Below are 13,488 nucleotides of genomic sequence, written 5' to 3'. Positions count from 1 at the left end.
TAAAAAGCGAAACGCCCCGGTCTCTTACGAGCACGGGGCGTTTTTTTGGGCTCGGGAAATCAGCCGCGGGCGTTGTCGATCAGTTCGATGTACTCGGCGGCGTTGCGCTGGTCCTTGATCACCTCGACGAAGGTCTGGCCGTGCTCATCCTTGCCATCCAGGTCCAGGCCGGCTTCCTTGAAAAAACCCAGGAACCGCTCGAAATCGTCGATACGCAATCCGCGATAGGCCTTGATCAGTTTGTGCAGGGACGGCGAAGTGGCGTCGACAGGCTCGAAATTCAGGAACAGCTTGATCTGCTCGTCACCGATGTCATCACCAATCACCTGTTTCTTATCTTTGCGCATTTCCGACTCCAGCCTGCAGACATTTACACGGGAGAGGAAGTTTACCTGTGAGCCGAAGGCGAGGAAACAAGTGGTTCAAACGAACTGGGCAAGCATCCAGCGTTGATACTCGGCCACTGCGGCATCGCCTTCGCGCGGCGCCCAACTGGCCAGTTCGCCCTCACCCACCGGACGATACGGCCCAGCCTTGCATTCAAACATCACGGTATCGGGTTCCAGCACCACCAGGCCATGAAATACACCGGGCGGCAGATCGACACCCTGGCACTCTCCGCCCGCCTGCATCACGCGCTTGGCGAGCACCTCGCCGGTCTCGCTGAAGATCAGCAAACCCAGGCGCCCCTTGAGCACCAACAAGGTTTCTGCCTTGTCTGCGTTCAGGTGTCGATGGGGCGGCACATAGGTCGCGGGTTGCAGCCCCACGGCCATCCGGTGGCACGGCTCGTCCATTTGATGGAAGTTGTGATGATGCCGGCCACGGGGGCTGGTTGCGGCTTTCTCGGCCAACTCGGTAAACAGCGATTGATCAAGAAAGCTGGCCATTCGTTACATTCCTTTAACCGCAAAAATTCCGTTGGCGTTGCGCCAGTAGCCTTTGTAGTCCATGCCATAACCGAAGATATAACGGTCAATGCACTGCAGGCCGACGAAATCGGCTTTCAACTCCGGGCGGGCCTTGCGGTCGTGGTCTTTGTCGATCAGCACCGCAGTGTGGACCTTGCGCGCTCCAGCGTGTTTGCAGAAGTCGATGATCGCGCCCAGTGTGTGTCCTTCATCAAGGATGTCGTCGATGATCAACACATCGCGGTCGATGAACGAAACTTCCGGCTTGGCCTTCCAGAACAGATCGCCGCCACTGGTCTCATTGCGATAGCGGGTGGCGTGCAAATAGGACGCTTCCAGTGGGAACTGCAGATATGTCAGCAATTTGCCGGCAAAAATCAGACCGCCGTTCATCACACAAAACACCACCGGATTGGTGTCGGCCATTTCGCGGGTGATGTGCGCACCTACCTTGGCGATCGCCTCTTCGACTTGCGCTTCGGTGTACAGGCAGTCAGCCTCGCGCATGATTTGACGGATATGCTCGAGATCAGCGGACATGGCGCTCTCCAGGGGTACTGTGGCAAGAAAAGCGGGCGAAGGTACGCTTCTGGGACGCAACGTTCAAGCCTTTATGGACTAACGTACTTGATGTCTATAGGACAACACCCCGAGATAGATTAATCTAGGCCGGTTTTTTTGCCCGCCGCCGGAGCCTTTCCCATGCCCACTCGCGAGATCCGCCACCCGCTGATCCGACACAAGCTCGGCCTTATGCGCCGCGCCGACATTAGCACGAAGAACTTCCGTGAGCTTGCTCAGGAAGTCGGAGCGTTGCTGACTTACGAAGCCACCAAGGATCTACCCTTGGAAACCTACGAGATCCCCGGTTGGGCCGGTCCCGTACAAGTGGAGAAAATCGCCGGTAAGAAAATTACCGTGGTGCCGATCCTGCGCGCCGGTATCGGCATGCTCGAAGGCGTGCTGAGCCTGATCCCGGGCGCCAAGGTCAGCGCCGTGGGCGTGGCCCGTAATGAAGAAACATTGCAGGCCCACACCTACCTGGAAAAACTCGTCCCGGAAATCAATGAACGCCTGGCGATGATTATCGACCCGATGCTCGCCACCGGCAGTTCCATGGTTGCGACCATCGACCTGCTGAAAAAGGCCGGCTGCAAGGACATCCGCGCCATGGTGCTGGTCGCCGCCCCCGAAGGCATCGCCGCCGTCGAGCAGGCGCATCCGGACGTGCAGATCTACACCGCATCCATCGATGAGCGCCTCAACGAACATGGCTACATCATCCCGGGCCTGGGCGATGCCGGTGACAAGATCTTCGGCACCAAGCAGAAGGACGCGTAAGCATGCAGGATGAATTCAACGACCCGCTTTGGCGCCAGATTCTGTCTGGCGCACAAATGCTCTTCGTGGCATTTGGCGCGCTGGTGTTGATGCCGCTGATCACCGGTCTTGATCCAAACGTCGCACTGTTTACCGCGGGCCTGGGCACGTTGTTGTTCCAAGTCGTGACCGGCCGGCAAGTGCCGGTGTTCCTGGCGTCGAGTTTTGCCTTTATCACACCGATCATTCTTGCCAAGGGCCAGTTCGGCCTCGCGGCAACCATGGGCGGTGTGATGGCGGCAGGTTTCGTCTACACCTTCCTCGGCCTGGCGGTGAAGATCAAAGGCACCGGATTCATCGACCGTCTGCTGCCGCCTGTGGTGATCGGGCCAGTGATTATCTCCATTGGCCTGGCCATGGCGCCGATCGCCGCGAATATGGCGATGGGCAAGTCCGGAGACGGTGCGGAGCTGATTCATTACCAGACGGCGATGATGATCTCGATGCCGGCGCTGTTGACCACGCTGATCGTTGCCGTGTTCGGCAAAGGCATCTTCCGCCTCGTGCCGATCATTGCCGGGGTGCTGGTGGGATTTGCCATGGCGTTCTACTTCGGCGTGGTGGACACCGCGAAAATCGCGGCTGCGCCGTGGTTGGCCCTGCCCCACTTCACCGCACCGGAATTCAACTGGCAAGCGATTCTGTTTATCGTCCCGGTAGCCCTGGCGCCAGCCATCGAGCATATCGGCGGAGTGATTGCCGTCGGTAGCGTGACCGGTCGCGACTACCTGAAAAAGCCCGGCCTGCATCGCACGCTGCTGGGTGACGGGATCGCCACGACCGCCGCAGGCATGTTCGGTGGTCCGCCCAACACCACCTACGCCGAAGTCACTGGCGCAGTGATGCTGACCAAGAGCTACAACCCGAAGATCATGACCTGGGCCGCTGTGTTTGCGATCGGCCTGGCGTTTATCGGCAAATTCGGCGCACTGCTGCAAAGCATCCCGGTGCCGGTGATGGGAGGGATCCTGTGCCTGCTGTTCGGCTCGATTGCCGCGGTGGGGATGAACACGCTGATTCGCCACAAGATCGATCTGGGAGAAGCGCGCAATCTGGTGATTGTCTCGGTGACCCTGGTGTTCGGGATTGGCGGTGTGCTGATCGGCACCGGGACCGGCCCGGACGACTTCGGCCTCAAAGGCATCGCGCTGTGCGCGGTGGTGGCGATTGGCTTGAATCTGCTGCTGCCGGGCAATGATGGCTGGAAGCACAAGAAGCCGGATGAGCCCTTGCTCTGACGAGCAACATCCCTTGTAGGAGCGAGCTTGCTCGCGAAGAACTTGAGGGCGCCGCGTTTATCCAGACTAAACGCGTCATCGTTAACGTTCTTCGCGAGCAAGCTCGCTCCTACAGTAGTTCTGTTATAGCTGACCTAAGCCATCGATCAGCGCCTGGTTCTGCTCCGGCGTACCAATGCTGATCCGCAGGAACTGGGCAATCCGCTCCTGCTTGAAGTGCCGCACAATCACCCCTTGCTCACGCAACTTCGCCGCCAGCCCGGCCGCATCGTGCCGTGGGTGACGAACGAAGATGAAATTGGCGGCTGACGGCAAGACCTCAAAACCTTTGTCTTGCAGCTGTGCGGTGACGTTCTCACGACTCTCGATGACCCGCTTGCAGGTCTGCTCGAAGTACGCACGGTCGTCGAACGCCGCCGCCGCGCCAGCAATCGCCAGGCGGTCCAGCGGATAGGAATTGAAGCTGTTCTTGACCCGCTCCAGCGCCTCGATCAAGTCTGGATGGCCCACCGCCAGCCCCACGCGCAAACCGGCCAGGGAACGCGACTTGGAGAGCGTCTGAGTCACCAGCAGATTCGGGTAGCGATCCACCAGGCTGATCGCGCTTTCGCCACCGAAGTCGATGTAGGCTTCATCGACCACCAGCACCGAATCCGGGCTGGCCTTGAGCATCTGTTCGACCGCCTCCAGCGCCAGCACGCAGCCGGTGGGTGCGTTGGGGTTGGGGAAGATGATCCCACCGTTGGGCTTGGCGTAGTCCGCCACCCGGATCTGGAACTGTGGGTCCAGCGGCACCGCATCGAACTGGATGCCGTAGAGGCCGCAGTACACCGGATAGAAGCTGTAGCTGATGTCCGGGAAGAGCAGCGGCAGATCGTGCTGGAACAAACCGTGAAAAATGTGCGCCAGGACTTCGTCGGAACCGTTGCCAAGGAACACCTTGGCCGCGTCGATCGAATAAAACCTGGCCACGGCCTGCTTGAGCAAGTCGCTGTTGGGATCCGGATACAGGCGCAAGTTGTCGTTCAACTCGGCCTGCATCGCCGCCAGCGCCTTGGGTGAAGGGCCGTAGGGGTTTTCATTGGTGTTGAGCTTGACCAGCTTGGTCAGCTTTGGCTGTTCGCCGGGCACGTAAGGCACCAGGTCCTTGACGAAGGGGCTCCAGAATCTGCTCATCTCAATTACCTTTCTTGTCGTCAAGGATGCGGTATTCGGCACTGCGAGCGTGTGCACTCAGGGACTCGCCACGGGCCAGCACCGAAGCGGTCTTGCCCAATTCCGAAGCGCCCTGTGGCGAGCAGAAGATGATCGACGAACGCTTCTGGAAGTCATACACCCCCAGCGGCGACGAGAAACGCGCTGTACCGGAAGTCGGTAGCACGTGGTTGGGACCGGCACAGTAGTCGCCCAAGGCTTCGCTGGTGTGGCGGCCCATGAAGATCGCGCCGGCATGGCGAATCAACGGGAGCCAGGCCTGCGGATCAGCCACCGACAGCTCAAGGTGTTCCGGGGCGATCCGGTTGGCCACCTCAATCGCCTGCTCCATGTCACGCACCAGGATCAGCGCACCGCGAGCATTGATCGATTTCTCGATGATCTCGGCACGCTCCATGGTCGGCAGCAGCTTGACGATGCTCGCGGCCACCTTGTCGAGGAACCCGGCATCGGGGCTGACCAGGATTGCCTGGGCGTCTTCATCGTGTTCGGCCTGGGAGAACAGGTCCATGGCGATCCAGTCCGGATCGGTCTGGCCGTCGCACACCACGAGGATCTCCGACGGACCGGCAATCATGTCGATGCCGACCTGGCCAAACACATGACGCTTGGCGGTGGCCACATAGATGTTGCCGGGGCCGACGACCTTGTCGACCTTCGGCACGCTTTCGGTGCCATAGGCCAGCGCAGCCACCGCCTGCGCCCCGCCGATGGTGAAAACCCGATCAACCCCGGCAATGCAGGCCGCGGCCAGCACCAGTTCATTGATTTCACCACGCGGGGTCGGCACCACCATGACCACCTCGGTCACACCCGCGACCTTGGCCGGGATCGCGTTCATCAGCACCGAAGACGGATAAGAGGCTTTGCCACCCGGCACGTACAAGCCAGCGCGGTCCAGCGGCGTGACCTTCTGGCCCAGCAGCGTGCCGTCGGCCTCGGTGTAGTTCCAGGAGTCCTGTTTCTGTTTTTCGTGGTAACTGCGCACCCGCGCCGCCGCCACTTCAAGGGCTTCACGCTGGGGCACGGTAATGCGCGTCAACGCCAACTCCAGGCGCTCGCGCGGCAGAATCAAGTCAGCCATGGAGGCGACATCTAGGCCATCGAACTGGCGGGTGAAATCCACCAGCGCCGCGTCGCCGCGCTCGCGCACGGCCTTGATGATATCGAGTACCCGCTGGTTGACCGAGTCGTCGGACACGCTTTCCCAGCTCAGCAGATGATCCAGATGATGGGCGAAATCCGGGTCGGCAGCGTTGAGTCGGGTAATTGCAGTGGACGTGGTCATAGCGAGGGCCTCATAGGATTGGCAAAAAACTCAGGCACCCTAAACTACCGTTCGCTCCGCTTGGGCACCTGAGAATTCTGGCTATGAGGCGGATAGACGGGCGCGACCAAGGTCGCGCGGATGAGTCAACCGCGGTGTCGAGACTCCACTGCCTTGCGCAGGGTGTCGATCAACGCCTGGATTCGGGCGTGTTGCATCTTCATCGAAGCTTTGTTGACGATCAGCCGCGAGCTGATGTCGGCGATGAACTCCTGGGGTTCCAGACCGTTGGCACGCAGGGTATTACCGGTGTCTACCACGTCGATGATCTTGTCGGCCAGACCGATCAGCGGCGCCAGCTCCATCGAACCGTAGAGCTTGATGATGTCGACCTGACGACCCTGCTCGGCGTAGTAGCGCTTGGCTACATTGACGAACTTGGTGGCCACCCGCAGGCGGCCCTTGGGCTCGACATCACCGACGCGCCCGGCCGTCATCAACTTGCACAGTGCAATGCGCAGATCCAGCGGTTCATACAAACCCTGGCCACCGTACTCCATCAATACGTCTTTACCGGCAACGCCCAGGTCGGCGGCACCATGCTCAACGTAGGTCGGTACATCGGTGGCACGCACGATCAGCAGACGCACATCGTCCTGGGTCGTGGGGATGATCAGTTTACGGCTCTTGTCCGGATTCTCGGTCGGCACGATGCCTGCTTCAGCCAGAAGCGGCAACGTGTCGTCAAGGATGCGGCCCTTGGACAGTGCGATGGTCAACATGAGCGTTGTCAGTCCTTCATCAGGCTATTGCTGTCGGGTCGCAATCGGCGCCAGACACAGATCGAGGCCATTCCAGCCTCGATTTGAAACAAACCAGTGTTTGTAGGAGCGAGCTTGCTCGCGAAGAACTCATGGGCACCGCGTTGATTCTGGATAAACGCGTTATCGTTGACGTTTTTCGCGAGCAAGCTCGCTCCTACAAGTGCAGCGGGGGTCAGCCCGGTACGCGGCGGATTTTCGCGCCGAGCATCTGCAGCTTCTCTTCGATGCATTCGTAGCCACGGTCGATGTGGTAGATGCGATCGATCAGGGTATCGCCTTCGGCCACCAGCGCCGAAATCACCAGACTGGCCGAAGCACGCAAGTCGGTTGCCATCACAGGCGCGCCCTTGAGTTTCTCGGTACCGGTGACAATCGCGGTGTTGCCTTCGACCTGGATCTTGGCGCCCATGCGGTGCAGCTCGTACACGTGCATGAAACGGTTTTCGAAGATGGTCTCGATGACCGCGCCGGTGCCTTCGGCAATCGCGTTCAGGGAGATGAACTGCGCTTGCATGTCGGTCGGGAACGCCGGATACGGAGCGGTACGCAGGTTCACAGCCTTTGGCCGCTTGCCGTGCATGTTCAACTCGATCCAGTCTTCACCGGTGGTGATTTCTGCACCGGCTTCCTTGAGTTTTTCCAGGACCGCTTCAAGGATCGTCGGATCAGTGTCCTTGACCTTGACGCGACCACCGGTCACGGCAGCGGCGACCAGGTAGGTACCGGTCTCGATACGGTCCGGCATCACCTTGTAGACAGCAGAGTGCAGGCGCTTGACACCGTCGATGGTGATGGTGTCGGTGCCGGCGCCAGTGATATTGGCGCCCATGGCGATCAGGAAGTTGGCCAGGTCGACCACCTCCGGCTCGCGTGCGGCGTTTTGCAGAACGCTGCGGCCATTGGCCAGGGCGGCCGCCATCATGATGTTCTCGGTACCGGTCACACTGACGGTATCAAAGAAGAAGTTGGCGCCACGCAGCCCGCCTTCCGGCGCCTTGGCCTTGATGTAGCCGCCTTCGACGTCGATGGTTGCGCCCATGGCCTCCAGGCCACGGATGTGCAGGTCCACCGGACGCGAACCGATCGCGCAACCGCCTGGCAATGCCACTTCAGCTTCGCCGAAACGGGCAACCATCGGGCCCAGCACCAGGATCGAAGCACGCATGGTTTTCACCAATTCGTACGGTGCGACCAGGGTCTTGATGGTGCGCGGGTCAATTTCGACCGCCAGTTTCTCGTCGATCACCGGCTCAATGCTCATGCGCCCGAACAGCTCGATCATGGTGGTGATGTCGTGCAGGTGCGGCAGGTTGGCCACGGTCACCGGGCCATCGCACAGCAGGGTCGCCGCCAGAATCGGCAGGGCAGAGTTCTTCGCCCCGGAAATGCGGATCTCGCCATCAAGGCGGGCACCGCCGGTAATAATCAATTTATCCATAAGAATCTCGACGCCTTGGGGGCTCAGGTGCGCTCGGCCCAGGCCGCGCGGCTGAAAAATTTCATAGTGACCGCATGGATGCTGCCATCGGTGATCCATGGGTTCAAATGGGCATAGATCTGCTGTTGACGCTTGACCGGGCTCAATGCCGCCAGTTCATCGCTAATCACGTTCAGCTGGAAGTTGCAGCCTTCGCCCTCAACTTCTACCTGCACTTTTTCCGCCAGCTTTTCTTCGAGGAAACGCTTAACTTCGTTGGCCTGCATGCTCAACCTCTATCGGCGCCCAGTGCGCACGGGTCGCACATCATACAAAAAAGCCCCGCGCCTGCGAACCCCGCATAGCAGGACTCTGACGGGGGGCTTCTTCAATAATGTGTATTAAGGATGTGCCAGCAACTCGATCAAACCGCTCACCTGGGCGATTTCACGCATGTCATCGGGCAATGCACGAATACTGACAGGTTTGTTGACGGCCGCGGCATCTCGCATGAAACACAGCAGCAACGACAAGCCAACGCTGCTGGATTTCGCCACCGCCGAACAATCCAGCACCAGCGCCGACGCGGTACTGGCGTTGATCAGCGCCTGGCCCTGCTTGCGCAAGGCGGGTCCGCTGCGGTAATCCAGCACGCCGCTCAAGAGCAACTCGCCAGCCTCGCCTTGACGAACGACCGACTCGGTCATTGCGCCGGCTTCTCTGCGGCGCCTTCGGTCACTTCCTTGGCCTTGGCTACTTCACCAGCCCAACCATCGATGGTTTTGTCCAGGTCGTTGCCATTACGCTGCATTGCGTCAGAAAACTGGTCACGGAACAGCTTGCCGATGTTGATGCCGTTGATGATCACGTTGCGCACTTTCCACTCACCGTTGATTTTCTCAAGGGTGTAGGAAACCGGATAAACAGAACCGTTATTGCCCTTGACCTGCATATCGACGCTGGTGCGGTTGCCGGACTCGTCCTTGGCCGGGGAAACCGTGATGCCCTGATTGTTATATTCCAGCAAGGCATTGCCGTAGAACTGCATCAAGCTGCGCTTGAAGTTCTCCTGGAAACGCTGCATTTGCTCAGGCGTGGCCTTTCGCGAGTACTTGACGGTCATGATGCTGCGGGAAATGCCGTCGGCGTCGACCACCGGGCCCACGATACCGTTGAGGGCATCGTAGAACTCGCCAGGGCTCTGCTTGTATTTTTCCTTGTTGGCGGCAAGGTCTGCCAACAACTCTTTGGTGGTTCTATCAATAATGTCATGCGCCGAAGGTGCCGCCACGGCGCTAGCCATCAAGGGCAAGGCTGCCAGCAGCACCAACAGGCCACGTCGCAAGGTTGAGATCATGAACAAACTCCTCATTTGGCGTCTTTGCTAACCGTATTAAGCAGGAATTTACCGATCAGGTCTTCCAGTACCAACGACGACTGTGTGTCATGGATGGTCGAACCTTCCTTGAGCAAATCCTCTTCGCCACCCACGCTGATACCAATGTACTTTTCGCCCAGCAGACCCGCCGTGAGAATGGATGCAGTGGAGTCAGTCGGCAAATTGTTCACCTTTTTGTCCAGTTGCAGCGTCACTCGGCCGGTAAAGCTGTCGCGGTCCAGATCGATTGCCGTGACCTTGCCGATGGTCACACCGGCCATGGTCACTTTAGCTCTGACCGTCAAACCGGCGATATTGTCAAAGTAGGCGTAAAGTTTATAAGTATCGGTAGTCGGGCTGGCCGAAAGGCCGCTAACGCGCAGGGCGAGCAACAGTAAAGCCAGGATGCCAGCCAGCAAGAAAAGGCCGACACCGATTTCCACAGTGCGGTTTTGCATCAGAAATCTCCAAACATCAAGGCGGTCAAAATGAAGTCAAGGCCCAGTACCGCCAGCGAGGCGTACACAACGGTCTTGGTGGTGGCGCGACTGATCCCTTCTGAAGTGGGCTCACAGTCGTAGCCTTGGAATACTGCAATCCAGGTCACTACAAAAGCGAAGACAATGCTCTTGATGATGCCGTTGAGCACGTCACCGCTGAAGGTCACGCTGTTCTGCATGTTGGCCCAGTAGGAACCCTCGTAGACCCCAAGCCAGTCCACCGCCACCCAGGAACCACCCCAGATCCCGACCACGCTGAAAATCATCGCCAGCAGTGGCAGGGAAATGAAACCGGCCCACAGGCGCGGGGCAACAATGTACTTGAGCGGGTCCACTCCGATCATTTCCAGGCTGGACAACTGCTCAGTGGCTTTCATGTTGCCAATCTCGGCGGTCAGCGCAGAACCGGCCCGACCGGCAAACAACAAGGCCGTCACGACCGGCCCGAGCTCACGCAGCAATGTCAGGGCAACCATCTGCCCGACGGCCTGCTCGGAACCGTAGCTGGAAAGGATATTGAACCCCTGCAAGGCCAGCACCATGCCGATGAACACCCCGGAGACCACAATGATCACCAGGGACATCACGCCCACCGAATGCAGCTGCTTGATCAACAAGCCAAAGCCACCGCCGATACCGCCGCGGCCCAGCAAGGCGTGGAACAGGAAAATCGTCGAACGTCCGAGTACTTCGACAACGTCGATACCGGACCGACCGAAAAGGCGAACCTTCTCGATTAAAGATGTCTTGCGCATCAGCGCTTCCCCAGAAGATCTGAGCGGTAGTCCGCTGCCGGAAAATGAAAAGGCACCGGGCCGTCGGGATCGCCGGTCATGAATTGGCGAATGCGCGGGTTATCCGCGCTCATCAGTTCTTCAGGCGTACCCTGCCCCAGCACCTGGCCATCGCCGACAACATACAGGTAGTCGGCAATGCTCGCGGTTTCCGCCAGATCGTGGGAAACCACGATACTGGTGATGCCCAGCGCATCGTTGAGCAAGCGGATCAGACGTACCAGCACCCCCATGGCGATAGGGTCCTGGCCGACGAACGGCTCGTCATACATCAGGATCTGCGGATCGAGGGCAATCGCGCGCGCCAATGCGACACGACGCTTCATGCCACCGGAAAGCTCGTCCGGCATCAGGTCGATGGCACCACGCAGCCCGACGGCTTGCAGTTTCAGCAATACGATATCGCGGATCATTTCATCAGGCAGCTGGGTATGCACCCGCAGCGGAAACGCCACGTTTTCAAAGACGTCGAGGTCGGTGAACAGGGCGCCGCTCTGGAACAGCACGCCCATCTGCTTGCGCGCATCGAACAGATCACTGCGCGATAGTTGCGGCAGATTCTGGCCATTGACCCACACTTCACCGGCGCTTGGACGCAATTGCATCCCCATCAGGCGCAGCAGCGTCGTCTTGCCGCTGCCGGAAGGCCCCATGATGCCGGTTACCTTGCCGCGGGGAATGCGAATATCGACATTATTGAAGATGCTGCGCGTACCGCGCTTGAAGGACAGGCCCTTCAGCTCGACCGCGTAGGCGTTATCGGCACTCATCTAAACTCCTTGGAATGCAGCCTCTCACTCAGACACCATGCTTGAGACAATTGCTTGCGACAGTTAAACACATGGGCTTCGCGAACCGAACTGGCGGCGAACTATATCACTGCTGACATCAAGCGCCCAAGGCCGGAGCAGAGCTTGTTCAGAAACAGGACAGGTGAAAAAGCGTATTTGCGACGCATCCCGCAGCCTGTATGAACGAAGCCTGACGAACTTGCGTGAGGGTTTTGATCATTACCGCTATAATCGCCGACTTTTCGTCAGGCTATCCGATTTCACACATGAGCCAATCCAGCGATCTTATCCAATCCGCACAGCGCACCATCCGCCTCGAGCTTGAAGCGGTAGACGGCTTGCTGGCCCGCATCGACGCAGATTTCGTACGCGCCTGCGAGATGATTCTGGCCAGCAAGGGCCGAGTTGTCGTGGTCGGCATGGGCAAATCCGGCCATATTGGCAACAAGATTGCCGCAACGTTGGCGAGCACCGGAACCACTGCGTTTTTCGTGCACCCGGCCGAGGCCAGCCATGGCGACATGGGCATGATCACCCGCGACGACATCATTCTGGCCCTGTCGAACTCCGGCACCACCAATGAAATCGTCACCCTGCTGCCGCTGATCAAGCGCCTGGGCATCAAGCTGATCAGCCTTACCGGCAATCCGGACTCGACGCTGGCCAAGGCCGCCGAGGTCAACCTGAATGTCAACGTGGCCCATGAAGCCTGCCCGTTGAACCTGGCGCCGACCTCCTCGACCACCGCCGCCCTGGTCATGGGCGACGCCCTGGCCGTGGCGCTGCTGGATGCACGCGGCTTCACCGCCGAAGATTTCGCCTTTTCCCATCCCGGCGGCGCCCTGGGCCGTCGCCTGCTGCTGAAAGTGGAAAACGTCATGCACTCCGGCGCCGAACTGCCCAGCGTGCCGCGCGGCACTCTGCTCAAGAATGCGCTGATGGAAATGACCCGCAAGGGCCTGGGTATGACGGCGATCCTGGAAGCCGATGGACGCCTGGCCGGGATTTTCACCGACGGCGATCTGCGGCGTACCCTTGACCGCCCTATTGATATCCACACCGCGACCATCGACGATGTGATGACCCCTCACGGCAAGACCGCCCGCGCCGAAATGCTCGCGGCCGAAGCCTTGAAAATCATGGAAGACCATCGGATCGGCGCGCTGGTGGTGGTCGACGCCGATGATCGACCGATCGGCGCCCTTAACCTTGGCGATCTGCTGCGCGCAGGAGTGATGTAAATGAGCACCGACCTGTTGCAACGGGGCAAGGCCATCAAACTGGCGATTTTCGATGTCGACGGCGTACTGACCGATGGTCGCCTGTACTTTCTCGAAGACGGCAGCGAATTCAAGACCTTCAATACGCTCGACGGCCAGGGCATCAAGATGCTGATGGCTTCGGGAGTGCAGACAGCCATCATCAGCGGCAGAAAGACGCCGGTTGTGGAACGTCGCGCACAAAACCTGGGGATTCCTCACCTCTATCAAGGCCGCGAGGATAAACTGGTGGTTCTGGACGAGCTTCTTGGCCAACTCAACCTAAGCTATGAACAGGTCGCTTATCTGGGCGATGACTTGCCTGACCTGCCAGTGATCCGCCGTGTTGGTTTGGGCATGGCGGTGGCCAATGCCGCGGCATTCGTGCGCGAACATGCCCACGGCATTACCCAGGCCCGCGGCGGCGAAGGCGCAGCGCGTGAGTTCTGCGAGTTGATCCTGCGCGCGCAGGGCAGCCTTGAAGCGGCCCACGCCGCCTACTTATAGAGCTATC

The 13,488-nt window shown here is 59.4% G+C and carries 17 protein-coding genes; 4 read left to right on the top strand and 13 right to left on the bottom strand.

Annotated elements, in window-relative coordinates:
• Positions 1-59: 59 nt before the first annotated feature.
• The 3 genes from BLU75_RS00800 to BLU75_RS00790 form a co-directional block, all read right to left on the bottom strand.
• Positions 60-347 carry a PA4642 family protein gene (locus BLU75_RS00800; protein WP_084376280.1) on the bottom strand — a complete coding sequence of 96 codons (288 nt, stop codon included), beginning with the start codon at positions 345-347 and terminating at the stop codon, positions 60-62.
• Between the two features lie 75 nt (positions 348-422).
• Positions 423-890 carry a WbuC family cupin fold metalloprotein gene (locus tag BLU75_RS00795; RefSeq protein ID WP_084376281.1) on the bottom strand — a complete coding sequence of 156 codons (468 nt, stop codon included), beginning with the start codon at positions 888-890 and terminating at the stop codon, positions 423-425.
• 3 nt (positions 891-893) lie between these two features.
• Positions 894-1,451 (bottom strand): hypoxanthine-guanine phosphoribosyltransferase, encoded by a 558-nt coding sequence (locus BLU75_RS00790; protein ID WP_084376282.1) that lies wholly within the window; start codon positions 1,449-1,451, stop codon positions 894-896.
• Positions 1,452-1,613: 162 nt separating this feature from the next.
• Between BLU75_RS00790 and upp the strand changes: the two genes are divergently transcribed.
• Positions 1,614-2,252 carry a uracil phosphoribosyltransferase gene (gene upp, locus BLU75_RS00785; RefSeq protein ID WP_084376283.1) on the top strand — a complete coding sequence of 213 codons (639 nt, stop codon included), beginning with the start codon at positions 1,614-1,616 and terminating at the stop codon, positions 2,250-2,252.
• 2 nt (positions 2,253-2,254) lie between these two features.
• Positions 2,255-3,529: a uracil-xanthine permease family protein gene (locus tag BLU75_RS00780; protein ID WP_084376284.1), complete on the top strand. Its 1,275-nt coding sequence runs from the start codon at positions 2,255-2,257 to the stop codon at positions 3,527-3,529.
• A 123-nt stretch (positions 3,530-3,652) separates the two neighbouring features.
• On the opposite strand, the gene hisC is transcribed toward BLU75_RS00780, so the two are convergent.
• The 10 genes from hisC to BLU75_RS00725 all read right to left on the bottom strand — a co-directional run bounded on the left by hisC (position 3,653) and on the right by BLU75_RS00725 (position 11,694).
• The gene (gene hisC / locus BLU75_RS00775) at positions 3,653-4,705 is read right to left on the bottom strand and encodes a histidinol-phosphate transaminase (protein WP_084376285.1); all 1,053 of its coding nucleotides are present in this window, start codon (positions 4,703-4,705) and stop codon (positions 3,653-3,655) included.
• A gap of 1 nt (position 4,706) precedes the next feature.
• On the bottom strand, positions 4,707-6,032 hold the full coding sequence (hisD, locus tag BLU75_RS00770; RefSeq protein ID WP_084376286.1) for a histidinol dehydrogenase: 1,326 nt from the start codon (positions 6,030-6,032) through the stop codon (positions 4,707-4,709).
• A gap of 125 nt (positions 6,033-6,157) precedes the next feature.
• Positions 6,158-6,793 (bottom strand): ATP phosphoribosyltransferase, encoded by a 636-nt coding sequence (gene hisG / locus BLU75_RS00765; protein ID WP_010213102.1) that lies wholly within the window; start codon positions 6,791-6,793, stop codon positions 6,158-6,160.
• 214 nt (positions 6,794-7,007) lie between these two features.
• A complete protein-coding gene (murA, locus tag BLU75_RS00755) occupies positions 7,008-8,273 on the bottom strand; it encodes a UDP-N-acetylglucosamine 1-carboxyvinyltransferase (protein ID WP_084376288.1) in 1,266 nt (421 codons plus the stop codon).
• Between the two features lie 23 nt (positions 8,274-8,296).
• On the bottom strand, positions 8,297-8,539 hold the full coding sequence (locus BLU75_RS00750) for a BolA family protein (RefSeq protein ID WP_084376289.1): 243 nt from the start codon (positions 8,537-8,539) through the stop codon (positions 8,297-8,299).
• A 114-nt stretch (positions 8,540-8,653) separates the two neighbouring features.
• A complete protein-coding gene (locus tag BLU75_RS00745; RefSeq protein ID WP_084376290.1) occupies positions 8,654-8,959 on the bottom strand; it encodes an STAS domain-containing protein in 306 nt (101 codons plus the stop codon).
• Positions 8,956-9,609 (bottom strand): MlaC/ttg2D family ABC transporter substrate-binding protein, encoded by a 654-nt coding sequence (locus BLU75_RS00740; protein WP_084376291.1) that lies wholly within the window; start codon positions 9,607-9,609, stop codon positions 8,956-8,958. Before BLU75_RS00740 ends, BLU75_RS00745 begins: the two co-directional genes overlap by 4 nt.
• Before the next feature lie 11 nt (positions 9,610-9,620).
• Entirely contained in the window at positions 9,621-10,088 is a 468-nt protein-coding gene (gene mlaD / locus BLU75_RS00735) for an outer membrane lipid asymmetry maintenance protein MlaD (protein ID WP_084376292.1), read from the bottom strand.
• Positions 10,088-10,885 carry a lipid asymmetry maintenance ABC transporter permease subunit MlaE gene (gene mlaE / locus BLU75_RS00730; protein ID WP_084376293.1) on the bottom strand — a complete coding sequence of 266 codons (798 nt, stop codon included), beginning with the start codon at positions 10,883-10,885 and terminating at the stop codon, positions 10,088-10,090. Before mlaE ends, mlaD begins: the two co-directional genes overlap by 1 nt.
• Positions 10,885-11,694 carry an ATP-binding cassette domain-containing protein gene (locus BLU75_RS00725; protein WP_084376294.1) on the bottom strand — a complete coding sequence of 270 codons (810 nt, stop codon included), beginning with the start codon at positions 11,692-11,694 and terminating at the stop codon, positions 10,885-10,887. Before BLU75_RS00725 ends, mlaE begins: the two co-directional genes overlap by 1 nt.
• A 287-nt stretch (positions 11,695-11,981) precedes the next feature.
• On the opposite strand from BLU75_RS00725, the gene BLU75_RS00720 reads away from it, so the two are divergent.
• Positions 11,982-12,956 (top strand): KpsF/GutQ family sugar-phosphate isomerase, encoded by a 975-nt coding sequence (locus tag BLU75_RS00720; protein ID WP_084376295.1) that lies wholly within the window; start codon positions 11,982-11,984, stop codon positions 12,954-12,956.
• A complete protein-coding gene (locus BLU75_RS00715; protein WP_084376296.1) occupies positions 12,957-13,481 on the top strand; it encodes a KdsC family phosphatase in 525 nt (174 codons plus the stop codon).
• Positions 13,482-13,488: the final 7 nt, after the last annotated feature.

The sequence above is a fragment of the Pseudomonas mucidolens genome (assembly GCF_900106045.1).
GTDB classification, from domain to species: Bacteria; Pseudomonadota; Gammaproteobacteria; order Pseudomonadales; family Pseudomonadaceae; genus Aquipseudomonas; species Aquipseudomonas mucidolens.
This window is presented reverse-complemented; position numbering and strand designations above follow the sequence as displayed.

What these genes read in the sequence shown, in the direction of transcription:
- hisD (WP_084376286.1), bottom strand. Translation starts at nt 6,032, where the DNA reads ATGACCACGTCCACTGCAATTACCCGACTCAACGCTGCCGACCCGGAT.
- BLU75_RS00725 (WP_084376294.1), bottom strand. Translation starts at nt 11,694, where the DNA reads ATGAGTGCCGATAACGCCTACGCGGTCGAGCTGAAGGGCCTGTCCTTC.
- BLU75_RS00780 (WP_084376284.1), top strand. Translation starts at nt 2,255, where the DNA reads ATGCAGGATGAATTCAACGACCCGCTTTGGCGCCAGATTCTGTCTGGC.
- BLU75_RS00790 (WP_084376282.1), bottom strand. Translation starts at nt 1,451, where the DNA reads ATGTCCGCTGATCTCGAGCATATCCGTCAAATCATGCGCGAGGCTGAC.
- BLU75_RS00720 (WP_084376295.1), top strand. Translation starts at nt 11,982, where the DNA reads ATGAGCCAATCCAGCGATCTTATCCAATCCGCACAGCGCACCATCCGC.
- mlaD (WP_084376292.1), bottom strand. Translation starts at nt 10,088, where the DNA reads ATGCAAAACCGCACTGTGGAAATCGGTGTCGGCCTTTTCTTGCTGGCT.
- BLU75_RS00715 (WP_084376296.1), top strand. Translation starts at nt 12,957, where the DNA reads ATGAGCACCGACCTGTTGCAACGGGGCAAGGCCATCAAACTGGCGATT.
- BLU75_RS00745 (WP_084376290.1), bottom strand. Translation starts at nt 8,959, where the DNA reads ATGACCGAGTCGGTCGTTCGTCAAGGCGAGGCTGGCGAGTTGCTCTTG.
- mlaE (WP_084376293.1), bottom strand. Translation starts at nt 10,885, where the DNA reads ATGCGCAAGACATCTTTAATCGAGAAGGTTCGCCTTTTCGGTCGGTCC.
- upp (WP_084376283.1), top strand. Translation starts at nt 1,614, where the DNA reads ATGCCCACTCGCGAGATCCGCCACCCGCTGATCCGACACAAGCTCGGC.
- BLU75_RS00750 (WP_084376289.1), bottom strand. Translation starts at nt 8,539, where the DNA reads ATGCAGGCCAACGAAGTTAAGCGTTTCCTCGAAGAAAAGCTGGCGGAA.
- hisC (WP_084376285.1), bottom strand. Translation starts at nt 4,705, where the DNA reads ATGAGCAGATTCTGGAGCCCCTTCGTCAAGGACCTGGTGCCTTACGTG.
- murA (WP_084376288.1), bottom strand. Translation starts at nt 8,273, where the DNA reads ATGGATAAATTGATTATTACCGGCGGTGCCCGCCTTGATGGCGAGATC.
- hisG (WP_010213102.1), bottom strand. Translation starts at nt 6,793, where the DNA reads ATGTTGACCATCGCACTGTCCAAGGGCCGCATCCTTGACGACACGTTG.
- BLU75_RS00740 (WP_084376291.1), bottom strand. Translation starts at nt 9,609, where the DNA reads ATGATCTCAACCTTGCGACGTGGCCTGTTGGTGCTGCTGGCAGCCTTG.
- BLU75_RS00795 (WP_084376281.1), bottom strand. Translation starts at nt 890, where the DNA reads ATGGCCAGCTTTCTTGATCAATCGCTGTTTACCGAGTTGGCCGAGAAA.
- BLU75_RS00800 (WP_084376280.1), bottom strand. Translation starts at nt 347, where the DNA reads ATGCGCAAAGATAAGAAACAGGTGATTGGTGATGACATCGGTGACGAG.